This is a genomic window from Gammaproteobacteria bacterium (genome assembly GCA_035279405.1).
GTDB lineage: Bacteria > Pseudomonadota > Gammaproteobacteria > Natronospirales > REEB76 > REEB76.
In genome coordinates, this window is the sequence record DATEHU010000026.1 from 345,013 (window position 1) to 368,128 (window position 23,116).

The 23,116-nt window shown below is 60.7% G+C and carries 26 protein-coding genes and 2 tRNA genes; 9 read left to right on the plus strand and 19 right to left on the minus strand.

The window, feature by feature from the left end; translation table 11 throughout:
• Window positions 1-325: 325 nt before the first annotated feature.
• The 16 genes from VJR90_05180 to rrtA form a co-directional block, all read right to left on the minus strand.
• Window positions 326-403, minus strand: a tRNA-Thr gene (locus VJR90_05180).
• A gap of 6 nt (window positions 404-409) precedes the next feature.
• Window positions 410-640, minus strand: a complete 231-nt coding sequence (locus VJR90_05185) for a hypothetical protein (protein HKV96869.1) — start codon at window positions 638-640, stop codon at window positions 410-412.
• 105 nt (window positions 641-745) lie between these two features.
• A complete protein-coding gene (locus tag VJR90_05190) occupies window positions 746-1,021 on the minus strand; it encodes a single-stranded DNA-binding protein (protein ID HKV96870.1) in 276 nt (91 codons plus the stop codon).
• A 182-nt stretch (window positions 1,022-1,203) separates the two neighbouring features.
• Entirely contained in the window at window positions 1,204-1,476 is a 273-nt protein-coding gene (locus VJR90_05195; protein ID HKV96871.1) for a hypothetical protein, read from the minus strand.
• 636 nt (window positions 1,477-2,112) lie between these two features.
• Complete coding sequence (locus tag VJR90_05200) at window positions 2,113-3,456, minus strand: aspartyl/asparaginyl beta-hydroxylase domain-containing protein (protein HKV96872.1); 1,344 nt, start codon at window positions 3,454-3,456, stop codon at window positions 2,113-2,115.
• Window positions 3,453-3,800, minus strand: coding sequence for a PilZ domain-containing protein (locus VJR90_05205; GenBank protein ID HKV96873.1), 348 nt, complete (start codon window positions 3,798-3,800; stop codon window positions 3,453-3,455). The genes VJR90_05200 and VJR90_05205 overlap by 4 nt, the downstream gene beginning before the upstream one ends.
• 4 nt (window positions 3,801-3,804) lie before the next feature.
• Window positions 3,805-4,857, minus strand: coding sequence for a DNA polymerase III subunit delta' (gene holB, locus VJR90_05210; protein HKV96874.1), 1,053 nt, complete (start codon window positions 4,855-4,857; stop codon window positions 3,805-3,807).
• A complete protein-coding gene (gene tmk, locus VJR90_05215; protein ID HKV96875.1) occupies window positions 4,848-5,498 on the minus strand; it encodes a dTMP kinase in 651 nt (216 codons plus the stop codon). Before tmk ends, holB begins: the two co-directional genes overlap by 10 nt.
• Window positions 5,495-6,496, minus strand: coding sequence for an endolytic transglycosylase MltG (mltG, locus tag VJR90_05220; protein HKV96876.1), 1,002 nt, complete (start codon window positions 6,494-6,496; stop codon window positions 5,495-5,497). The genes tmk and mltG overlap by 4 nt, the downstream gene beginning before the upstream one ends.
• Before the next feature lie 8 nt (window positions 6,497-6,504).
• Window positions 6,505-7,341, minus strand: coding sequence for an aminodeoxychorismate lyase (pabC, locus tag VJR90_05225; protein ID HKV96877.1), 837 nt, complete (start codon window positions 7,339-7,341; stop codon window positions 6,505-6,507).
• A complete protein-coding gene (locus VJR90_05230) occupies window positions 7,338-8,726 on the minus strand; it encodes an aminodeoxychorismate synthase component I (protein ID HKV96878.1) in 1,389 nt (462 codons plus the stop codon). The genes pabC and VJR90_05230 overlap by 4 nt, the downstream gene beginning before the upstream one ends.
• A 23-nt stretch (window positions 8,727-8,749) precedes the next feature.
• Window positions 8,750-9,994 (minus strand): beta-ketoacyl-ACP synthase II, encoded by a 1,245-nt coding sequence (fabF, locus tag VJR90_05235; GenBank protein ID HKV96879.1) that lies wholly within the window; start codon window positions 9,992-9,994, stop codon window positions 8,750-8,752.
• Window positions 9,995-10,095: 101 nt separating this feature from the next.
• Window positions 10,096-10,338 (minus strand): acyl carrier protein, encoded by a 243-nt coding sequence (acpP, locus tag VJR90_05240; GenBank protein HKV96880.1) that lies wholly within the window; start codon window positions 10,336-10,338, stop codon window positions 10,096-10,098.
• A 111-nt stretch (window positions 10,339-10,449) separates the two neighbouring features.
• Complete coding sequence (gene fabG, locus VJR90_05245) at window positions 10,450-11,196, minus strand: 3-oxoacyl-ACP reductase FabG (GenBank protein ID HKV96881.1); 747 nt, start codon at window positions 11,194-11,196, stop codon at window positions 10,450-10,452.
• Window positions 11,193-12,131, minus strand: a complete 939-nt coding sequence (fabD, locus tag VJR90_05250; GenBank protein ID HKV96882.1) for an ACP S-malonyltransferase — start codon at window positions 12,129-12,131, stop codon at window positions 11,193-11,195. Before fabD ends, fabG begins: the two co-directional genes overlap by 4 nt.
• Window positions 12,132-12,158: 27 nt before the next feature.
• Window positions 12,159-12,788, minus strand: a complete 630-nt coding sequence (gene rrtA, locus VJR90_05255) for a rhombosortase (GenBank protein HKV96883.1) — start codon at window positions 12,786-12,788, stop codon at window positions 12,159-12,161.
• Between the two features lie 82 nt (window positions 12,789-12,870).
• Between rrtA and gspG the strand changes: the two genes are divergently transcribed.
• From gspG to VJR90_05300, 9 genes are all read left to right on the plus strand, one after another.
• Window positions 12,871-13,338 (plus strand): type II secretion system major pseudopilin GspG, encoded by a 468-nt coding sequence (gene gspG, locus VJR90_05260; protein ID HKV96884.1) that lies wholly within the window; start codon window positions 12,871-12,873, stop codon window positions 13,336-13,338.
• 22 nt (window positions 13,339-13,360) lie between these two features.
• Window positions 13,361-13,924, plus strand: coding sequence for a type II secretion system minor pseudopilin GspH (gene gspH, locus VJR90_05265; protein ID HKV96885.1), 564 nt, complete (start codon window positions 13,361-13,363; stop codon window positions 13,922-13,924).
• Entirely contained in the window at window positions 13,911-14,369 is a 459-nt protein-coding gene (gspI, locus tag VJR90_05270; protein ID HKV96886.1) for a type II secretion system minor pseudopilin GspI, read from the plus strand. Before gspH ends, gspI begins: the two co-directional genes overlap by 14 nt.
• On the plus strand, window positions 14,366-14,980 hold the full coding sequence (gene gspJ / locus VJR90_05275) for a type II secretion system minor pseudopilin GspJ (GenBank protein ID HKV96887.1): 615 nt from the start codon (window positions 14,366-14,368) through the stop codon (window positions 14,978-14,980). Before gspI ends, gspJ begins: the two co-directional genes overlap by 4 nt.
• On the plus strand, window positions 14,977-15,960 hold the full coding sequence (gspK, locus tag VJR90_05280) for a type II secretion system minor pseudopilin GspK (protein ID HKV96888.1): 984 nt from the start codon (window positions 14,977-14,979) through the stop codon (window positions 15,958-15,960). The genes gspJ and gspK overlap by 4 nt, the downstream gene beginning before the upstream one ends.
• Window positions 15,957-17,189: a type II secretion system protein GspL gene (gene gspL, locus VJR90_05285; GenBank protein ID HKV96889.1), complete on the plus strand. Its 1,233-nt coding sequence runs from the start codon at window positions 15,957-15,959 to the stop codon at window positions 17,187-17,189. The genes gspK and gspL overlap by 4 nt, the downstream gene beginning before the upstream one ends.
• Entirely contained in the window at window positions 17,186-17,686 is a 501-nt protein-coding gene (locus VJR90_05290) for a type II secretion system protein M (GenBank protein HKV96890.1), read from the plus strand. Before gspL ends, VJR90_05290 begins: the two co-directional genes overlap by 4 nt.
• Complete coding sequence (locus VJR90_05295; GenBank protein ID HKV96891.1) at window positions 17,683-18,429, plus strand: type II secretion system protein N; 747 nt, start codon at window positions 17,683-17,685, stop codon at window positions 18,427-18,429. The genes VJR90_05290 and VJR90_05295 overlap by 4 nt, the downstream gene beginning before the upstream one ends.
• A 150-nt stretch (window positions 18,430-18,579) precedes the next feature.
• Window positions 18,580-21,900 (plus strand): EAL domain-containing protein, encoded by a 3,321-nt coding sequence (locus tag VJR90_05300; GenBank protein ID HKV96892.1) that lies wholly within the window; start codon window positions 18,580-18,582, stop codon window positions 21,898-21,900.
• A gap of 417 nt (window positions 21,901-22,317) precedes the next feature.
• Here VJR90_05300 and VJR90_05305 read toward each other — a convergent pair.
• From VJR90_05305 to ihfA, 3 genes are all read right to left on the minus strand, one after another.
• Window positions 22,318-22,394, minus strand: a tRNA-Pro gene (locus VJR90_05305).
• An 84-nt stretch (window positions 22,395-22,478) separates the two neighbouring features.
• On the minus strand, window positions 22,479-22,835 hold the full coding sequence (locus VJR90_05310; protein ID HKV96893.1) for a MerR family transcriptional regulator: 357 nt from the start codon (window positions 22,833-22,835) through the stop codon (window positions 22,479-22,481).
• Entirely contained in the window at window positions 22,813-23,115 is a 303-nt protein-coding gene (gene ihfA / locus VJR90_05315) for an integration host factor subunit alpha (GenBank protein HKV96894.1), read from the minus strand. The genes VJR90_05310 and ihfA overlap by 23 nt, the downstream gene beginning before the upstream one ends.
• Window position 23,116 lies beyond the last annotated feature (1 nt).

Genomic DNA, 23,116 nt, shown 5'->3' on the forward strand with positions numbered 1-23,116 from the left:
CCGCTGCGAGCAACGCAGCAACGGCAACGACATCGGTCGTTACGTTGCTGAAATTGACCGCACTGATCAGGCTAGCAAAAGGATCCGTCAATCACCTCATTAAGCCAAGACTGCACACGGCCGGGGCAGCCTTCCGGATAAACAACTAATCATCGTAATACGTAAGAAGAAAATGCAAAATCAATCTCGACCCGCGAGCTGCTATAAATGCACCAGCAAGTGCACTCGCGACAACAATCAAATCCTGAATCAAGTCATGGAAATCAACAGACGAAAGCAATGGAGCGAATATATCCGTCAATCACCTCATTGAACAATCAAAAAATGGTTGCGGGTCCGAGGATTCGAACCCCGGTGCATCCTACAGACGAAGTAGGTCTCGCTCCAAGCTGAGTCACCCGCACAGAAATCAACCATGTCGCACCATATCCAGTAGAACCTTGCATGCTTTGCCAATAGCCCAGAACATACCAACGAGAACAAATCCTGCAGCAAGCGCTTGAGCAACCAACACCGGATCGAGTTGCGACACATCGAAAGAAGTGACGTCTGTCCAGCTCATCCAAACCTGATTAGCAGCTGGACAGACGCCGTTGGTAGGCTGAACGTTGCAGACCATTAGATAGAGCGTGCTCGTCAAGTTCTCCTACCGAAATAGTCCGAGTGAGAATAGTTCCGTTACGTCCCTGTAACGCAACACCCTGAGCAAGCACCCACTCGGTAGCTCAGCGTTTCAAAACCATCGTTACTTCTGCCCCGCTACCACTGGCGTCAACACCAGATTTGCCTTGAGAGTCAGTGCACCGTAGTTGTCAACACGGATGCTCTTTTCAGCATCGAGTGCATAGGTGCCCGGCTTGATGCAATCGTCGGCGCGGGAATGAGAAAGTCTCACATTACGAACCTCATCACCAAGGTAAGCAGTAGCCTTCTGTTCAAAGAACGTATAGGTCTGACCATTGCGTCGGCCAATAACTTCACGCTTCTGCGGTGTCTCATTGTGAACAATCAAACGGATCATGTTTAAGCTCCTAAGCTAAATTACAGGTATAACTATCCCGTCAAGCAACGCAACCTGCGCTGCTGATTCGGCGTCCGATGGTGCGGCTAACGCCGGCCACCGATGTACCGAATACGAACTGCTGGTGTGCACAGCAACTTCCAGCCGGTGTTCACAGGTCCCCGCCCTGCCCTCGTACTTAATCAGGTTGCGTAAAACCTTCCGAGGGAACCGCCGAGTTCGATCTCACCGCCTTTGACAACATACTTGCTGACATAGGCAGAAACCGCACAGCGGTTGTTGGCACGGAAAATGCGAGCAATCCCGGGGCCTTTGGCTGATGAAAAACCAGCCTCCCCGTTGTCGCCATTTCCTGCGCAGCCACTTTTACCGAGTCCAAACCACAAATCCATAAACTTGAGACGATTCGCTGCGTTGTTGAGATCACGCAGAGGATGGCCGATGAGCGCGTGCATGTGCAGTGCACCAGATCGGTGTCTTTCAAACGCAAGACACCAATAAACGGACTTACGTTGTTTCCACCAGTGAACACCGAAGACACTGCGATTAAGGCATGACAGCCAAACACCGTAATACTTACGTGCGGCTTCAGGATGCGTTGGCGTCCGGAAGGTGAACGTGCAAAACCAATCCCATGTGTATCGAGAAAGAAAGGAGGCGTATGCTTCGCGGACAGAAGAAAAAACTGGCTCAGGAGAGTCAGACGCGATTCTAAATCGCTGTTGTTCAAGCACGCGTTAGCAACAGTAACCATAGAGAATCCTGCAACTCAGGCAACAGCCATCACGCCACGCCTCTAGTTCTATATCGTCCAGAGGCGGATAACCGCAAAGGCGGCAAGTCACATAGGGGAAAAAATCCGGGAAAAGAAAAAAATCACCTTCCTTCGAGGAAGGGTGATCCACACATGGGTATGAAATATTTTGCAACACAACCCATCGAGAATTAGAAACGGGCAAGGCCCAATGGGTTGCAAGTTTTGTATATTATGGTTAATACTAGCTGTAGCTTTGCAGCTGGTACGGCTCCAATGAATTAGCCCCTCTTCTGATATGCGGATTCGGCGCGCGATGGTTGTCTGTCCACAGGATCTAGTCTTCGCGATCTTGCCTACCGGAGACGCGGCCCAGACGGCCGAGTTCTTCCACCACGATGCGCATGGCCTCGCGTTCCAGCTCGGTGAGATACGGGTTCCAGATATCGAAAATCAGCACCACGCGCGTACGCGCGCTCTTGTTCCAGGCTTCGTGCTCGAAGGTATCGTCGAATACGATGCACTCGCCTTCCTTCCAGCCGCGGGTCTCGGTGCCGACGCGGATGCCGCAATCCGGAGGGATGATCAGCGCCAGATGCGCGACCAGGCGGATGTTGATCACGCCGGTATGCGGCGGGATGTGCGCGCCCGGTTTGAGCACTGAAAACAGCGTTTCCGGAGAATGATCGGCCACCCGGTTCAGCGGCAGCGTATCCAGCAGTCCCGCGGTGACCGGGCAGCGCGTGCAATTGGCATCATAGCGGTGGCCGTCGCGGTAGAAGAAAAACGCGTTCCAGTTGGGCGAGTAATTGAGCGCGTCCCAGTACTTCGCGCCCGGCTGATTGCGGCGCATCTCGATGAACGGCCGGAAGCCCTCATCGGCGCGCAAGACTTCGAGCAGCTCGGAGCGGATCTCATCGGTATGTTTTTCAATTTTCGCAAACCAGGGAAATTGTTCACGTTGGAACCATGCCTGCGACGGCACGCCGGGGAACGTCATGAAGGTGCAGCGCTGCAGCGGATTGCCAGCCGGGAGCGCTTCCTGTCCTAAATAAGCACGCAAACATTGGTCGACGCGCACGAAGTCCGCTGCCGGATGACCGGCGCGCAGGGGCGCGAGCGCCTGCGCGAGTCTCACTTCACGTGCCTGCTGCACCACGTCCATGGCGTGCTGCAGGGCCTGGCGCAACCCCGCCGGCAGGCGCTCGGGTTGCACCATCAAGCCGAGATCGCCGGCTTGCATGAGTCCGGCAAGAAAACTGTTCAACGCGTCATCACTGCGCCCCAGCTGTTCCAGCACCGCACCTTTATGTAGGTGGGCTACGGGAAATTCCGGCTGCAGGCGCAAGGCCGTGTCCAGCGCCGCGACGGCTTCGGGCAGCGCCCCGCGCGCACGCTGCACCAGTCCGAGGTTCTTGAAGAGCGCGGCATCTCCGGGGTAGGCCGTAACCGCACGCTCAAAAAATGCCAGACTCTGGCCAAGGTTTCCGGCCGCCAGTGCCTGCATGCCCAAAAAGCTCAGCGCTTCGGGATGCGCGGGATCGCGCTGCAGCAACTGTTTATATAAATCGATCGCGGCGGGTAGCTGATTGGATGCGGCGCTACGGCGTGCAGCCTCGGCCAGGCTGGCCGTCTCGCGTGCATCGGCGGCTGCGGTGTTCGACAGATCGGCGGATGTCACATGGTATGCGTGGCCCGATCGGCACGCAGCGCCGTGCCCAGCAGGTCTTCGATTTTGCGTTGGGTGTTGCCGCCATCCTGCAGACTGAATTGCACGCCGATGCCGGTGGCACGTGTGCGGTTGATGCTGCGCGGGGTGATCCACACCACTTTGGCGGCCACCGGCAGGCGCTCGGTAGATTCCATGAGCTGCAACAGCACGAACACTTCATCACCCAGTTGATAGGGCTTGTCCGTGGGGATGAAAATGCCGCCGTTTTTCACGAACGGCATGTAGGCGCTGTACAAGGCACTCTTGTCCTTGATCGCCACGGTATGAATCGCCTGTTGGCGTGGTTCACTCATGAATTCAGCCTCCGGCAGCCGCGAGCGCCGCGGTGTTCAAGCTTCCCAGCCCTTCGGACCATTGCAGCAGCAGATCCTCCAGCAGCAACTGGGCGTTCACCGTAGTCGCCGCGAGAGCCGCGGCCTGGTTGAGCCGTCCCAAATATGCGTGCAGTGCGCGCAAGTTTAATCCCACGAGGGCGCTTTGCAACAGCACACGGGCATCGGCATTGATCAGCTCGGGCGGGGCCGTAAAGGCCGCGCTCCCGAGGCGTACGAGATCCATGGTCCAGGTCTGCAGCAAGCGCAGCACCAGTGGCAACGGTTCACGGGAAAGCGCGCCCGCACACTGCAAGGGATTGAGCTTGTTGGAACGCAGATCCACCAGCATCTGGAACATTCCCAGACGTTCGCGCATCAGGGGTACCCCCGCCAGCTGCATAGCAAGCAACGGTCCCCCGCCAGCGATGCCGATGAGTGCCGGCCAATCGGAGCGGGACTCGGTGCCGTCAAGCCAGTCGAGTGCGGCCTGCGTGGCGGGCGCGGCCATGCTGAGCAACTGACATCTACTGCGAACGGTGGCCGGCAGCCGCGCGGGCTGCGCCGTCACCAGAATCAGCAGCGTGCCGGGCGCCGGTTCTTCCAGGGTCTTGAGCAGACTGTTGGCGGCGCTGCCGTTCATGGCATCGGCGGGCCACAGCACCGCGAGCTTGCGTCCGCCGTGCAGACTCGTGAGCGCCAGCGTTGCGCACAATTCCCGGATCTGATCCACGAGGATTGCGTTCTTCTCCTCGGCGAGTGTGACGCAGTGATAATCAGGGTGAGCACCCGCGGCAAATTGCCGACAGGAATGGCAATGGCCGCAGGCGCGGCCGTTCTCCGGCTGCCGACACAAGGCCAGGGCTGCAAACGCGCTGGCAAACAATTGCTTACCGCTCCCCTCCACGCCCGTAAGCATCAGTGCGTGCGGCAGCCGATCACTCTGCAGCCAGGCGCCGGCGCGTTGCCAAAGCGACACTTGCCATGGCAGCGGAACCGCCTGCCACTCCGGAAATGCATGCGTAGCGTTCACAGCCATGTTGTCACGCGCTGTTCAAGTACGCGCAGGACATGCCGGCGCACGGTTGGCAGACCGGCATCCGCGCGGATGATGCGGATGCGTTGCGCTTCCAGTTTTGCGCGTTGCAGGTACGCGCGCCGCACGCGCTCGAAGAACGCATATTGTTCCAGTTCGAAGCGATCGCGCCGGCCGCGCCGGCGTACGCGCAGCATGCCGACGCGCACTGAAGCGACCAGCAGCAAGGTCAAGTCGGGTTTGAGTCCGCGCGTGACCATGCGCTCCAGCGCGGCAATCTCGCGCATTGGTATGCGCCGCCCGCCTCCCTGATAGGCATAGCTCGCGTCCGTGAACCGGTCGCACAGCACCCAGCAACCGGAGTTCAGCGCCGGCCGGATGACCTGCTCCACGTGGCTGGCGCGTGCCGCGAACATGAGCAGCAGCTCCGTCATCGGCGTTAGCCGTTGTGCGCGTGGCGTGAGCAGCAGCTTGCGGATCTTGTCGGCCAGCACCGTGCCTCCGGGCTCACGTGTGATCAGCAGCTTGATGCCGCGCGCGCGCAACCAGCGGGCAACGAATTTCAACTGCGTGGACTTGCCGACGCCTTCAATGCCTTCGAAGGTGATAAAGCGTGCGCGCGGCGTTTTGCCGGATCGCGTCATGGCCGGTGGCGCCTGATCTGGTATTTCTGCACCGCCGCGTTCTGCTCGGCCAGAGTCGCCGAAAACTGGTGGGTGCCGTCGCCGCGCGCCACGAAATACAGCGCGTCACCGGGGGCGGGATGCAAGGCCGCTTCAATCGACGCCAGACTGGGTAGACAAATCGGCGTGGGTGGCAACCCGTTGCGTGTATAGGTGTTGTACGGCGTGTTCGTGCGCAAGTCTTTGTAGGTGATTTTTCCGTTGTAGGCATTACCCAGGCCATAGATCACCGTGGGGTCGGATTGCAGGCGCATGTCTTTCGCCAGGCGGCGCACGAACACACCGGCAATTTCGCCGCGCTCGGTCGGCTGGGCGGTTTCCTTCTCGACAACGGACGCCAGGATGAGCGCGTCGTAGGACGTCTGGTACGGCAAGCCGGGTGCGCGCTGCTGCCAGGCGCTTTCCAGGTGTGACTGCATGTCGCGGTACGCGCGCTGCAGGAAAGCCACGTCGCTGGTGCCCTTGGGGAACTGGTAGGTGTCCGGATAGAACCGGCCTTCGGGTGCTTCACCGGGATGGCCGAGCGCCGCCATGATGGCGTTGGAATTCATGCCGGCCAGCGTGTGCCTGAGAGCGGGATTGCTGTCCACGGCCTGCATCACCTGCTTGAAGGTCCAGCCGTCCACCAGCGTGAGCGCATGCAGCACCACCTTGCCGCTTTTGAGCAGATCGAGCAGGCCGGCGACGCTGGTGCCGGGCGGCACCAGATATTCACCGGCGCGCAGCGAGTGCGTGTCGCCGCGCAGGCGCGCCAGCCACACGAGATCGAGCGGCTGCGGCAACACGCCCTGGGCGTGCAGTTCGGCCGCCACCTGGCGCAGCGGCGCGCCCGGTGTCACTTCCACATCCACGGCGCGCGTGCCGGTGACCACCGGCGCCAGAAATCCGCGCCAGTACGCAGTGCCGGCCAGCACCAGCAACACCACCAGTGCCAGCAGTGCGAAGAGTTTGCGCACCATGCCCGGTCTCAATTTGTTCCAATCCCGGTTTCCCGCGCCCAAAGTTGCATGCGGCGCGTCCACGCGCCTGGCGCGTAATCCCTATCATCAAGCCGGCGTACCGGCCAAATGCCAATCAATGAGTTGCACACCAACACTTCACTTGACTCCTGCAATTCCCGCAGCGATAGATTGACTTCATGCACCGGGTCGCCTGCCCGGACTGCGCGCTCCAGCAGGTGGCGGCGCATCACGCCCGCCACGCCGCAGCGGCTCAATTCGGGCGTGACTTGGCGGTCGTCCGCCAAACGTGCAAACACATTGGTCATTGTACCTTCGATGACAGCGCCCTCCTCGTCCAGCATCAGTCCCTCCTGCCATGGATCGCGTTCCGACCACTCTGCACGCGCCAGCACCTGCTCGAGACGGTTGAGATGCTTGAGACCCGCGAGCCGGGAATTGTGGCCAAGTCGCGTACTGCAAACACGCAGTTGTATGCCGACTTCACTCCATGCGGGTGGATGATCCGGCCAGGGATGGCGCATGAGAATGCGCGTGCTTTCCGCACCCGGCGGCAGCCGATAACCGCGGCCGCCCCCGCCGCGCGTAATGAGCAGTTTGAGCACGGCACGTTGTTCGCCGCGTGCTGCATTCAGCAATTCGGCTTGCAGTTTGTCACGCGCGGGCGCGGTAATCGCCAATCGCTCACAGCCTGCGTACAACCTGTCCAGGTGATAGGTGAGCAGAGAGATCTGTCCGTGTACGGTCGGCAATGTCTCGAACAGTCCGTCGCCATATTGCAGGCCGCGGTCGGACACCGACACCTGATCCTGCAATTTGCCGTTCACCCAACAGCCACCGGTCATGCATCTGCTCCCAGAGCACGCGCCAGACCACGGGCTTTGGCGCGCGTTTCCTCCAGTTCGCGTTCCGGCACCGAATCGGCCACGATGCCGGCACCGGCGCGAAACTGTAATTGCGGGCCGTTTTTCACCAGTGTGCGGATCAGAATATTCAGGTCCAGGTCGCCGTCGCGGTTGAGATAGCCCAGAGAACCGGTGTAGGCGCCGCGTGCGGCCGCTTCCAGTTCGGCAATGATCTGCATGCAGCGCACTTTCGGGCAGCCAGTGATGGTACCGCCGGGAAATATCGCACGCAGCACCTGTCCCGGCGTCACGTCCGCGCGCAGCTCGCCGCTCACGTTGGAAACAATATGATGCACGTGCGCGTAGGATTCGATTGCCATCAACTCGTCCACGCGCACGCTGCCGGTGCGACACACACGCCCCAGATCGTTGCGCTCCAGATCCAGCAGCATTACGTGCTCGGCGCGTTCCTTGGGATTGGCCAGCAGCTCGTGAATCAGCGCCGCATCGAGTTCCGGGTCGGAGTCACGCGGTCGGGTGCCGGCAATGGGACGGGTTTCCGCGCGCCCGCCGTGCACGCGCACCAGTCGCTCCGGCGAGGAGCTGATGATTGCGCTGTCGCCGTGCAATGCCAGTGCTGCAAACGGCGCCGGATTGGCGCGGCACAGCCTGCGGTATATTTCCGCGGCCGAAGCCTCGGGGCGCAGCGGCGCCTGCCACTGGCGTGAGAGATTCGCCTGAAAGATGTCACCGTCACGGATATAGCTCCGCGCGCGCGCCACGGCGTGCAGGTAGCGCCGCGGGTCCTCCTCCGTCAGCGGCGCTGCCAACAGCGGCCGTGCGTCGGCGGGGGGCGGTGCCAGTGCACGCAAATCGGTGTGCATTTGTTCCATCTGCTCCGCGTGCCCCGATTCGGCCAGCAATGTCGTGGTGCCTCGCGCATGGTCACAGATGACGGCGGCGGGAATGCGCGTGGCCCAGGCGAGCGGCAGGATTTGGTCCGGTTGCAGATGCAGCACCGGCTCGATCTCGACGGCCAGTTCGTAGGCCAAAAACAAAAACCAGCCGCCGCGAAACGGTACGTGCCGCAGCGTGCTATTCGGCGGTGGAACGCACTTGCGCTGCCACCATCCATCCAGCGCATCCAGGAAGCCGTTCCCTACAACCGCTCCAGGCGCCACGCCGCTAAGACGGCCGTCCGCGTGCAGGGTGAGCGCGGCGCCGGGAAAGGCCATGAGTATGTCGTAACGACCGGGTGCCGCGCCGCGTGCGACAGTTTGCAATAAATAAGGATAGCGCTCGGACTGGTGACGTTGCAGCTCCGGCAAATTCACTACGCCGCGCAGCACGCGGGTCGTGGAATCCGCTGCAGCCGCTTTCGGCATGCGATGTGCGGCGCGCGCGGAACTCAGTGGAGACGGCAGAACACGAGGGTGCCGTTGGTGCCGCCAAAACCGAAGGAATTGGAGAGCACGGCATCCATCTGCATCTTGCGCGCGGTGTGTGGCACGTAATCCAGATTGCAGCCCTCATCGGGATGGTCGAGATTGATGGTGGGCGGGGCTACCTGGTCGCGCAGCGCCAGAATGCTGAAGATGGCTTCCACACCGCCGGCGGCGCCCAGCAAGTGACCAGTCATGGACTTGGTGGAGCTGACTGCGACAGTCTTGGCATGCGCACCGAAGGTGCGCTCGATAGCGGCGCTTTCACCCTTGTCGCCCACCTGGGTCGAAGTACCATGCGCGTTGATGTACTGTACCTGCGCGGGTTGTAAGCCGGCATCGTGCAGCGCATTGACCATACACAGGCGTGCACCCTCCCCGTCTTCCGGTGGCGCGGTCATGTGGTAGGCATCGCCACTCATCCCGAATCCGACAAGCTCGGCATAAATCCTGGCACCACGCTTTTTGGCATGTTCGTACTCCTCCAGGACGATGATGCCGGCACCTTCACCCAGCACGAAGCCGTCGCGGTCCCGATCCCAGGGACGGCTGGCTTTTTCCGGAGCATCGTTGCGTGTGGACAGCGCGCGTGCCGCACAGAAGCCACCGATGCCCAGCGGGGTGACGGTCATCTCGGCACCGCCGGCAATCATGACATCCGCGTCGCCATACTGGATGCAACGCATGGCGATGCCGATATTGTGGTTGGCGGTGGTACAGGCGGTCACGACTGCCAGGTTCGGACCCTTGAAACCGTAGATGATGGACAGATGGCCGGCGATCATGTTGATGATGCTGGAGGGCACGAAGAACGGCGACACGCGCTTTGGGCCGTTGTTCTCCAAAATCGACGCGTGCGCCTTCTCGATGTTGGTGAGCCCGCCGATGCCGGCACCGATCGCCGCACCCACGCGTGCACAGTTGGCGGCATCCACTTTCAATCCTGAATCCTTGAAGGCCTGCATCCCCGCCGCCACACCGTAGTGCACGAACGGATCCATTTTCTTGATGTCCTTGGGCTCGATGTACTGCGCCGGGTCGAAGCCTTTCACCTCCGCTGCAATGCGCGTCGGATAATTGGCGACATCGAAATGCGTGATGGGCCCCACGCCGCTTTGGCCGGCGACGATGGCCTGCCAGGCCTGCTCCACGCTGTTGCCGACCGGGGAAATGATACCCAGACCGGTTACCACCACACGCCGCTTGGACACCGCCTTAATCCTCTTGTACGCCGGTTTGGAGAGTATAAGAAAAGACAAGGCCGCTGCCACCTTCCGGCAACAACGGCGCGTTTGTCGGGGAACGGGGCAGTTCAGGCGTTGGGCAGGTGCGCCTTGATGTAGTCAACCGCCTGGCCCACGGTGGTGATTTTTTCGGCTTCCTCGTCAGGGATTTCGCACTCGAATTCCTCTTCCAGAGCCATAACCAGTTCCACGGTGTCCAGGGAGTCAGCACCCAGATCGTCCACGAACGAGGCCTGCGGAGTCACTTGTTCCTCTTTGACACCCAGCTGTTCCACGACGATCTTCTTGACGCGTTCTTCGATGCTACTCATGACTTTTGGAACCTCCCGAAGTGACAACAACAGCGTTGGCCGGGGTGGCCGGCCAAACTGGGGGCGGTATTGTAGTGAAATCCGCCCCCCCATGCCAGCGCGGCCGCATCGCTAGGCCATATACATGCCGCCATTCACGTGCAGAGTTTCGCCGGTGATATAAGCGGCTGCAGGCGAGGCCAGGAACAGTACGGCTTGTGCAACATCTTCCGGCAAGCCAAGCCGCCCCAGTGGAATTTGATTCAACAAGGTCGCGCGCTGCGCTGCGCTGAGCGCGCGGGTCATGTCGGTATCAATGAAACCTGGTGCCACAGTGTTGACGGTGACATTGCGTGAAGCGATTTCGCGCGCCAGCGATTTGGTGAAGCCGAGCATGCCGGCCTTGGCGGCTGAGTAGTTGGCTTGCCCGGGATTGCCCGTGGCACCCACGACCGAGGAGATATTGATGATGCGGCCGCGGCGTGCTTTGAGCATGCCGCGCATGCAGGCTTTCGACAGGCGGAACACGGAACCGAGATCCGTATTGATCACCGTTTGCCAGTCCTCTTCCTGCATGCGCATCAGCAGCGTATCGCGGGTGATGCCGGCGTTGTTCACCAAGATGGTGGGACTGCCGAATTCCTTGGTGATGGCTTGCACCACCTGTTCCACGGCCTCGGGACTGGCGACGTCCAGTACCGCGCCCCGACCGGCAAGATGCTCCGCGGCCAGGTAGCCGCTGATGGTGGCTGCGCCCTCGGCCGTAGTCGCCGTACCGATAACCGTCGCGCCGGCTTTCGCGAGCGTGAGCGCAATCGTCCGCCCGATGCCGCGGGTGGCGCCGGTTACCAGCACAATCTCCTCATGCAGCAGGCTCATGGCTTGCCCACGGCGGCCAGAGCGGCCTGCAGGGTTTGTGGATCGTAAACGGGATAGGCTTCCACGGATTTATTGATACGCTTGGTCAACCCGCTGAGTACCCGGCCTGGTCCGAATTCCACGAGCTTGGTGATGCCCCGGCTGGCCAGTAATTGGACGGTTTCTGCCCAACGCACTGGACTATACAGCTGCTCCTTGAGGGCCTGCCGGATAGCTGCGACGTCGGCATGAGCCGCTACATCCACGTTGTGGATGACCGGAATCTGCGGCGGCTTCAACAGCAGGTCGGCAAGTCTGGCAGCCAGTTTGTCTGCGGCAGGCCGCATCAGGGCGCAATGCGAGGGTACGCTGACCGGCAGGAGCACGGCGCGCTTGGCGCCCTTGGCACTGCAGGATGCCATGGCACGCTCCACGGCAGGCTTTTCCCCGGCAATTACGACCTGGCCCGGGGAGTTGAAGTTCACGGCCTCGACCACCTGGCCTTGGGCTGCTTCAGTACAGGCGAGGCGCACGGCATCGTCATCCAGGCCCAGAATAGCCGCCATGGCCCCTACCCCCGGTGGCGCGGCCTGCTGCATGACTTGGCCTCGGAACGCGACCAGTTTGACGGCAGCCTTGAAATCCATGGCTCCCGAGCAAACTAGTGCGGTGTATTCGCCCAGGCTGTGTCCCGCCATGCAGGCAGGCTTGGGTCCGTTACTGACTTGCCACAGCCTCCACAGAGCGACTCCGGCTGCCAGCAGTGCGGGCTGGGTACGCTCCGTTGCATTCAAACGCTCATCGGGTCCGGTCTGAATCAACTCCCAAAGGTCATAATCTAAAACATCGGAGGCTTCTGTAAATACCTGTTTAATCTCATGATAGTCGGGCAGAAAGCTCGCCAGCATGCCAATTGATTGTGAGCCCTGGCCGGGAAAAACGGCGGCAAAACTCATGTGCAGGTCCTTTTGGGGAGGCCCGGATTATACCTGCCTGTCCGCTCTGTCTCGTGTATTACGCCAGCGCGACCAAAGGAGAACCGCTGCTCCCAGTACCGCACCGCTCAAGGCTCCCCAGAGGTGGGCATCTACGACGACGGGTCCACCCGTCGTGGCTGCGGACCACGGAAGCGGACCCAGCAGCTGCTCGTAGACGAGCTTCAATACCAGGAACAGCGCGAGCACCCAGCCCAGCCAGTCGCGTCGCGCCATGAGCAACATGGCGCCTGCAATCCAGAGTGTGTTCAACGCGCCTGAGATGCCCACATACCATCGCAAAGCGGGGTCGCCGAGCAGCAGGCCGAAACCCACGCCCAGCGATCCCAGGACCACCAGTATGGGGCAGCGCCACCCAGGCATTTCCCGCTCGAACAATAGCCACAGCAGCACATACCCGGCCATATCCTCACCGAGATGCCCCCACCCCAGATGAACCCAGTTGCCGGTGAAAATGCGCCAGATCTGCCCATCCAATATGGCAACCCGGTCAAATTGCAGGAAGCTGCGTGCGGCATTGCCGGCAAGCGCCAGCAGCACACACGGCACCACGATGACCAGCATGGGCCACAGGCGCTTGACGCTCAGCGGGGAATCAGGAATTGCGCGTGCGGTCATCGTCAACTGAGCCAAGCCGTTGCGGTATGATGGTTTTCGGACTTCAGCCGCACTTTAACCCGCTCGCCCCAGCAAAACCGCCATGCGCACCCGCCAGCAGTCATCCGGATTCACTCTCATCGAAGTCATGGTGGTGGTGGTCATTCTCGGGATTTTAGCCTCGATTATCGTGCCCAAGATCATGAACAAGCCGGACGAGGCCCGCGTCGTCAAGGCCAAGCAGGATATTCGTGCCATCCAGTCCGCACTTGAAATGTACAAGCTGGACAATTTCGTCTACCCGACCACCGATCAGGGCCTGCAGGCGCTGGTGACCAAGCCCACGACCGACCCGGTGCCGCCGCATTGGAAGCAGTACCTGGATCGTCTGCCGATAGACCCGTGGGATTACCCCTATCAGTATCTGAACCCGGGTGTCCATGGCCCGATCGACATCTGGTCCTACGGGCCCAAGGGCCCTTCCTCGGGCACCACCGATGCCGGCGTGATCGGCAACTGGAACCTGGAAGGCAGTAACGCGGGCAACGGCGCCGGCATCAGCGGTCACTGAGGCCGCGTGCTGCGAGTGCGGCATGCCGACAAAACCCATCCGTGGTTTCACCCTGGTCGAGCTGTTGGTGGTGCTGGTCATCATCAGCATCGTGACCGCCGTCGGAATACTGTCGCTGGCATCTCTCGGGGCCAATCCGGCTGCAGAAAATGCCGCGCAGAAACTCGCCGCGATTACCGATCTGGTTGCCCAGCAGGCGGTAATGCGTGGACAGCAATACGGCCTGCGCGTTTCACCGCATGCCTACGAGTTCCTGGCCTATGACGGAAGCAAATGGTCTCCGGTCAGCGATGACGAGTTGCTGCGTCGCCGGCAGTTGGACAGCGGCCTGGTGCTGTCATTGCAACTGCAGGGAACCCCCATTCAATTGCCTGCCAGTAAACCCATGAGTGACGATGGGCTGACGGACAACAAGGCCGCTGATCAAACTGAAATCAAGCCGCAGATACTGCTGCTTTCCAGCGGCGAACTTACGCCGTTCACTATCACCGTGCGTGGCGCCGATGACAACGACGGCTACCGCGTGACTGGCGACCTGCAGCACGGTATCCGCTATGTCCCCTCGGACAAGAATGATGCTGGCTGACGCACGCGCAGCGGCAAATCAGCGCGCCCACGGGTTCACGTTGATCGAAGTGCTGATTGCGTTGGCGTTTCTGGCGCTCGCCATGAGTGCCATCATCGCCACGGTGGGAGTCAGCATTCGTAACGCAGCCGGGTTGCAGGACAAGACCTTCGCACACTGGGTGGCGATGAACGAATTGACCACGCTGCGCTTGGCCCCTGCGTGGCCGGACATCGGCACGCAGAAAGGCGATGCCGAAATGGCTGGTCAGAAGTGGAATTGGCAGGCCGTGGTGAGCGCCACCCAGGATCCGGACCTGTTGCGCGTGGAGGTTGACGTCAGCAACGCGCTGTCGCCCGCCACGGTGAGCGCCAGCCTCGTGGGCTTCATTGGTCGGCCATTGCCGCAGGTGTCTGGCAGCAATCCGGCGCTACGCGCTGCTCAGGGCGGAACGCCGGCACCATGAAACAGCGCGCGTACGGTTTCACACTGATTGAAATCCTGGTGGCCATGGTCATCGTGGCCGTGATTGGGGTGCTTGCCTATGGCGGCCTGCACGGGCTGATTCGCGAACGCGAGCAGACCGCAACCAGCATGCAGCGCCTGCGCCTGGTGCAGCAGGCACTGGTCATCATGACGCGCGATTTCAGCCAGCTCGTGGCGCGCCCGGTACGCGACCCGCTGGGTGGCACGCGTCTGGCCGCTTTCCTGAGCACGCCGCAGAACCAGCCGCCACTGATATTTACACGTGGCGGATGGAGTAATCCGCTCGCCGATGTGCGTAGCACCGAGGAGCGCGTGGCGTACCAGATGGATAACGACCAGTTGCTGCGCTTGTCATGGCCGGAACTGGATGTGCCTGCGCAAACCGAACCTGCGCGACAGGTGTTGCTCACCGGCGTCACGCAGTTTGATCTGCGTTTCTTGGACAGCAGCGGCACGTGGCAGACTCAATGGCCGCCGCTGAATGTGAACAGTGAGGCTTACCTCGCACAGTTGCCGCGGGCGGTGGAAATCGACGTTACGCTCAAGAATCTGGGCCGCATCACGCGTATTGTCGAGGTGGCCGCACCGTGAGCAATCGGGCGCAGGCATCGGCAAAACAGCGCGGGGTGGCGCTGCTCATTGCCCTGGTGGTGGTGGCGATTGCCGCGACGCTGTCTACCGGCATGATCTGGACCCGTGAGCTGGACATCCGTCGCACCGCCAACATCACCCAAGGCGATCAGGCGATGGAATACGCACTCGGCGCCGAAGCCTGGGCGGAGCAGATTCTGCGTCGCGATTACCAGTCCAGCCCCAACAATACCAATCTTACCCAGGACTGGGCCTTGCAACTTCCTCCGCTGCCGGTTCAGGGCGGATCGGTCAGCGGACATCTGCAGGATCTGCAAGGCCTGTTCAACGTCAACAATCTGGCCAGCAGCAATGCTGCTCAGGCCGCGGCGGCAACTGCACAGTTCCAGCGCCTGCTCGTGGCCCTCAATCTGGATCCGGAAATCGCCGATGCGCTATTCAACTGGGTGAACGGCGGCAGTCAGCCGCATTTTCCCGGCGGCGCCAAGGATAATTACTACTCGCGCCTCAGCCCCCCCTACCTGACCGCGGAACAACCGATGACCAGCATCAGCGAATTGCTGCTGGTCAAAGGTGTCACGCCGCAGGTTTACGCAGCATTGCTGCCCTACGTTTGTGCCCTGCCCCTGCAGGCTCCGGGCACCCTGTCGGGAACGCCGTTGACGCCGGTCGCCATTAACATCAACACCGCGCCCGCACCGGTGTTGATGACGCTGACCGCCGGCATCAGCAGTGATCTTGCAGCTGGCGCGGTACAGGCACGCGCTCAGCAGCCGTTCCAGAGTGCGACGCAACTCACGCAATTGTTAGGGAACATTGCAATACCGGCAGGTGTGCCCGCACCCCAGACGTTCAGCAACTGGTTCCGGCTGTCCACGCGGGTGACCATTGGCAGTGCACAGTTGACCATGTACAGTTTGCTGTACCGCACCGGAACCGGCGCGACCATTGCCGTGCGGCGCAGCTTCGGAACTTTATGAGCGAAACCCTGGTATTGCGGATGCCGGAAGCCGGACGCTCCGCCACGTGGCTGGTAATGGATGCGTTTGGCAACCGCATGGGTCAGCCAGGCAGCGGTTCCCTGGCCGAGGCCGCGGAGATCGCCGACGGCAGGCGAGTGCGCGTATGTGTGCCCGGAGCACAGACGCTGTTTTTGCACGCCGACCTGCCCACGCGCAACAGCCACAAGATCCAGCAAGGCCTGCCGTTCGCGCTGGAAGACCGGCTCGCCGAGGATATTGAAAGCCTGCACTTCGCCGTAGGTGCGCGCGACGCGCGCGGCTACCCGACCATCGTGGTCACTCGAGCGCACATGCAAGCGTGGCTCGACGAACTCACAGCGGCCGGCCTGACGCCTGCCGAGATGGTCGTGGATGTGCTCGCCTTGCCGGTGCGCGAGCACAGCCTGGTCACGGTGCCTGACGGCGAACAGGTGCTGGTGCGTTTCCCGGACGGCAGCGGCATCGTTGCGGACCGGACGCTCGCCCCGCTGTTGATTCAGCGGCAGCTTGCCAAGCTGCCGGAAGCACAGCAGTGCACGCATGCCCTGGTGTATGCGGCCGACGAGTCCGCGCAACAGGAAACCACAGCTTTGCTTGCGGGTCTGAACCTCGAGATTGCCTACAGCCACCTGGGTTCAGGGGCGATTGGGCTGATGGGCGGAGGTTCACGTGCGCCGCAGGTCATCAATCTGTTGCAGGCCACGTTCGCGCGTCGCGACGGCGCGGCGGGATATTGGCCACGCTGGCGCGTCGCGGTCGTGTTGCTCGCGGCGCTGGTCGCGATCCTGATTGTGCAGCAGGGTGTGAGTGAATTCAGATTACGGCGCCAGTCCGCGGCGCAGCAGGAGCAGATCGCGGCGCTCTTTCATCGTGCGCTACCCGATGTCACGCGCATGGTGGAGCCGCGCGTGCAGATGGAGCGGCGCTTGAGTCAGCTTACCGGAGGCAGCGGCTCCGCAACCGGCCTGCTGCCGATGCTGGCGAATGTCGGCGCGGCAATGCAAGCGCAATCCGGCCTGCAATTGCAGGGAATCAGTTATCACGGAAATGTCCTGCAACTGCAAGTCCAGGCTGGCAGCATGGATGCGTTGCATGGCCTGCAATCGGCATTGGCAAGCAACGCTGCACTCGAGGTGCAGATGGATTCAGTCAGTAGTGCGGCCGGCCAGACTACGGCACGTTTGACACTGCACGGGCGCAGCCCATGAATGCCCTGCAGCAGTTGCGCCAATGGTTCATGTCGCTGGAAAAGCGCGAACGCGGGGTATTGGGAAGCGGCGTGGTAATTCTGGCGGTGTTTATTCTGTACGCGGCACTGGTTTCTCCCTATATCCGCCACCGGCGTGCATTGACCGCGGAAGTACAGGCCCAGAGTGTGTTGCTTGCCTGGATGCGGCCCGTGGCCAGTCGCATTGAAGCGTCGCAGGGCAGGCAGCCGGCAGCGCTTCCCGGGGGCTCCTTGCTCGGCGCAGTCAATGCAAGTATCGCAAGTGCCGGCGTGGCCGGAGCCTTGCAGCAGGCGCAGCAGTCCGACGATGGTTCGGTGAGGGCACAATTCAAGAGCGTGGATTTTGACAGCCTGGTGAACTGGCTGGCGGGATTGCAGCGCACCTACGGTGTGGTCGCCAGCGATGTTACCGTAACTCGCGCATCCGGGCCGGGCCAGGTGGATGCCAGCATCAGGCTTCAGGGCTCGGCACCGTGAGCTGGCGCGTCGGGCGCTGGTGGCTGGCAGGCATCGTTGCGTATCTTGTATTTCTACTGGCCACCTTGCCTGCAAGCTATGCTGCCGGGTGGGCGCAAAAACGTGTGCCGGATCTGCAGCTTACGGGCGTACATGGCAGCATGTGGGCGGGATCCGCGCAGGATATCGCGTGGCAAGGTGAATCCTGGGGCCAGTTACACTGGCGCTTTGACTGGGCCGCATTGTTTAGCGGCCGTTTGGGCTGTTATATCTTTCTCGGCGCTCCCGACTTGGCTTTGCAGGCCCGGTTGGCGGGCAACGGCAGCAGAGTGGTGCTCGAGGATGTAACGGGTCACTTCCCCGTCAGCCGGTTGGCGCACTGGTTGCCGCTACCTGCGGGCAGCGTTGCAGGCCAAATCTCCATAACCATGCAGCGAATCGTTCTGGACAACGCCCGACCCACAGCGGCAAGCGGCAGCGTCAACTTCACCGGTGTCAGTTTGACCTGGCCGCAGTCTGCAAACCTGGGGGATTATCAGCTGAAGGTGCAAACCCAGGCGGACGGCATCCACGGAAGCCTGCTGGATACCTCCGGGCCCCTGATGCTGCAGGGTAGCCTGCGTGTAACACCGAACGGCCGCTATGACGTTTCGGGTGTAGTGGCATTGCGTGATCCGGCTGATGCTGCACTTGGCAATCTGCTGCGGTATCTACCCAGCAACCAGGACGGAAAACAGGCCTTCAATTTCAGCGGAAAATGGTAGAGACGGACACGCAATTCGTATAAGTATCAGCATCTTATAGATATATACGAGATAAAAGCTGATATTATTGGAATGCCATAAGGTGGAGCCGTTGGACGGTATGGTCCGGTTCGCGCTGGGAGCCCCCGATCCATGAGACCCGAAAATGCCATGCACCCGCTCCCCGCCAGCGCAGTTCACGCGCTGACCGAGCAATTGGCGGGCCTCACGGGCGAGGATTTCATTCGCGACGTCACCCGGCGTTTGGCATATGCACTGGATGTCGAATATGCCTTCGTGAGCGTGCGCCAGACCCCAGACAATCCCAAATTGCGGATCATCTCCGCCTGGCATGTGAATCGCGCGGTGTCGGGCAGCGAGTTGGCCATCGAGGGGACGCCGGCTGCACGCACGCTGGCCGAATCCGAGGTATGGCACGCAGATGAGGTTGTCAGCCTCTATCCCAAAGACCGGTGGCTGCGCAAACACGGTGTGCGCGCCTTTTGTGCTGTGGCCATTCGTGATGTGGACGGCCGCGCGATCGGGCACCTCGGCGTCATGTCGCGCCAGCCGCTGCAGGCCGACGCGCAGTTGCTCTCGACATTGCGCGCCCTGGCAACGCGCGCTGCCGCTGAATTGCGCCGGCAGCGCCTGGACGAAATTCAACGCCTGACGACCGCAAAACTCGCCAACCTATTCCGCATGACGTCGGACATTATTGGTGCAGCCACATTCGAGAATTTGCAGATTACCGACATCAGCCCCTCCGTCGAGCAACTTCTCGGACTCAGCCCCGCTACATTGATAGGCCAGAGCCTGTCAAACTCGGAGCTGTTCGAAAGTTCGCAACTGGGAACCGAGTTCATGCAGGAGTTAAAGGCGGGTGGCCACATCGTAAATCGCAAAGTTGCCCTGCGTGCCAGCAACGGCATGGTGCGGCACGCACGGTTGTCGGCAGAAGCCCGCGAATATGGCGGTTCGCGCCACATCCTTTTCAGCCTTGTGGACGTTACGGATTCTCAGGCGGCCTTGGGCCACGTACAGAACCTCAATGCTACCGTCGATGCATTGTTCAGTACGGCGCAGGATGCCATCTTTATCTGTGCCTGTCCGTCGTCAAACCCTGCCGACTGGACATTTTCACAAGTCAACGATATTGCCTGCGAGTGGCTGGGCTACGCACGCAACGAGCTGCAACAGTCGGCCTGCACCAAGGTGCTGGATGCCGGTGATCTGACCAAACTCCAAACGGAATCAGCGCACCAGCGGTCTGATTCCTGGCCGATGCATTTCCGCAGCAAAGGCGGAAACGCACTTCCCTGCGAAGTGCAGACCAAACTTATTGGTGAAGGCAGTCAACGCGTACTGCTGCTGCGCTGCCAGCACAGATTGCAGGACGCCCAATCCGTCGGCGCACAGCGGGACCGCGAACACAAGTACCAGGACTATTTTGACAACGCCAGCGATGGTATCTATCGAGCTACGCCTGATGGTCTGATTGTCAGCGCCAATCCGGCACTGGCGCGGATACTAGGCTACGAGAATCCCAAGGAAATCGTCGCGGACAAATTGAACATTGCCTCGCGCATCTATGTGCGCAGCGAACAGCGCGCGGAACTGTTGCGCCGTCTCGAGGAGCACGGGCAATATTCCGCTCAGGAATTTCAGATCTTCCGGAAAGATGGCACCACGATTTGGGTGTGTGACAATTCGCGCGCAGTCAAGGACGCGCGTGGGCACATTCTGTATTTCGAGGGTACGCTGCAGGATATCACCGGCCGCAAGCGCGCCGAAGAGGCACTGCTGCGTTCAGAGGAAAAATACCGCTTGCTGGTGGACATGAGCCAGGACGGCGTATTTCTCAGTCAGGCCGGGAAACTGATCTACGTGAATCGTGCCTTTGCGCAGATGCTTGGGCATCGCTCCGAAGACATGCACGGTATGCCGCTCAGCGAGGTGATAGTCTCAGCCAACGATGGATTGGCGGAAAAAATTGCCGCGGATGCGGTTGATGAGCACTATCTGGATCCGCATGAAATGCACTTGCGGGGCAAGCCCGGCATGCCGCGCATCACCGCATCTGTTGCCGTGAGCCGGATTTTCTGGCGCGGCCGCCCCGCCGTCATGGGCACCGCACGCGACGTCACCGAGCGCAAGAAAGTCGAGCAGGATTTGGTGCACAGTGCCTATCACGATGCGCTTACCGGCCTGCCAAACCGCAGCTTTTTCATGGATCGGCTGCGTCAGGCCGTGGCCTCGAATAATTCTGCTGGTACGGCTCCATTTGCCCTTTTGTTTCTCGATCTCGATCGCTTCAAGCTGATCAACGACAGCTTAGGCCACAGCTTCGGAGATCGGCTGTTGACGGCTATTACCAAACGCCTGCACACCTGTCTGCGCCCTGCGGATCTCATGGCGCGCTACGGCGGTGACGAATTCACCATCCTTCTGGAGCATATACAGGCTCTGGACGAAGCCACTGCCGTGGCGGAACGCATTCATGAGGAGCTGGCACGTGCCTTTACTGTCGGCGGCCGCGACGTATTTTCCACCGCCAGCATCGGCATCGTCACCAGTGCGCCTCACTATCAGCATCCGGATGAATTGCTACGGGATGCGGACACTGCCATGTATCGCGCCAAAGCTGCCGGCAAGGCGGGTTACGTGGTTTTTGATGACGCCATGCACCAGCATGTCAAAGCCAACCTGAAACTGGAGACTGAGCTGCGCCACGCGCTGCAGCGCAACGAGTTCCGCGTCTATTTTCAACCGATTCTCGATCTCGCCAGCGGGCGCCTCACCGGTTTCGAGGCCTTGGTGCGTTGGGCACATCCTGAACGCGGTTTGGTAACGCCCGATCAATTCCTGGCGGTTGCCGAAGAAACCGGACTGATTATTCCGCTGGGCTGGTGGGTGATTGAAACCGCGTGCGCGCATTTGTCCCAGTGGCGCAAGCGTCACAAGCACCTGGGTGACAAAATCACGGTGAGCGTAAACATAGCGAATCGCCAGTTTGCCCACTGGTTGCTGCCGCAGCGCGTTGCCCGGGTGCTGGACATGACCGACATCCCCGCCGGCAGCCTGTGCCTGGAAATCACCGAGACGGTGTTCATGGATAATCCGGAGTTGGCGGCCGAGACCATCAGTCGCTTGCGCGCCATCGGAGTGAATCTGCAAATGGACGATTTCGGCACCGGCTATTCTTCGCTCAGTGCTTTGCGCACATTCAAGCTGGATACGTTAAAGATCGACCGTTCATTTATCGCCGGCATAGAAAAAAACCGCAGTGACCGGTCAATTGTCCGCACCATCACGGTCCTGGCGGCGGACTTGGGGATGGACGTGGTTGCCGAGGGTATCGAAACCGCCCGCCAACTTGAACTCCTGCGTGCGCTGGGTTGCCGCCGTGGGCAAGGCTATTATTTTTCGAAGCCGTTGGCCGTGAATGAAGTGGACCGTTACCTGGCGGCATTGAAACCACTCGACGCTTGAGCGGCGCGCAATCCCTGCGCACACGCCTTGATTGTGAGTTGATCGGGTGGAGCCGACTTTCTTGTAATCGTGATGTTTACAAAACAGCCGCTATGGCCAGCAGCCATTTAGGCCAATGTACTCCGGCGATGCCCATTGCGATAAGCACTATTACTATCACCAATGCAAGGCTGAATAATACCTGCGTAATACGCAGGGAGTTGATTCTGGTGTTTGGGTGGGGGGCGGATTTCACATGATGCAAGGACGTGCCGGACAGGGCAACACGATCCGTTGAGCTGGGTGGACGAATATTCCGTGTTCCATGATAGACCCATTTCGCGAGATTGGCCCTGGAGACGTGCTGAGACGGCACCTTCAACGGCCAGGACGGTGGCAGTTCAATCCGGCGGTGCGCCCCCAGCGTAATTCGGAATTTGGTCGGGGCGAGAGGATTTGAACCTCCGACCACTTGCACCCCATGCAAGTGCGCTACCAGACTGCGCTACGCCCCGTTCGATTGAACAACATCAAGAATTGCGCGACCGCGTCATGATAACCGATACGCACGGCAAGCGCCTGGCAGGTTTATTGACGATTCAGCGTTTGAGCAACTGCAGCAGCTCTTCCAGCTCGGTGCGCAACTGATGGACAATCTGCTGGCTTTGCGACACGTCTTGACGTGCTGTGTCGCTGGAAAGCTGTTGGCGGGCGCCGCCGATGGTAAAGCCTTGATCGTATAGCAGGCTGCGTATCTGGCGGATGACCAACACGTCGTGGCGTTGGTAGTAACGCCGGTTGCCGCGGCGCTTGACCGGTTTGAGCTGCGGAAATTCCTGCTCCCAATAGCGCAATACGTGCGGCTTCACGCCGCAAAGATCGCTGACTTCACCGATGGTGAAGTAACGCTTGCCGGGGATGGCCGGCAGTTCGTTATTGTTCCCGGCTTCCAGCATAGGTTTCGACTCGCGCCTTGAGTTTCTGTCCGGGCCTGAAAGTCACCACGCGGCGTGCGCTGATGGGGATCTCCTCACCGGTCTTGGGGTTCCGACCGGGACGCTGGTTTTTGCTGCGCAGGTCGAAATTGCCGAAGCCCGACAGCTTTACCTGTCTTCCCCGCGCCAAGGCCTGGCGGACTTCCTCGAAAAACAGGTCCACCAGCTCCTTCGCCTCCCGCTTGTTGAGCCCCAGCTCTTCAAACAAGGCCTCGGCCATCTCCGCCTTGGTCAGCGCCATG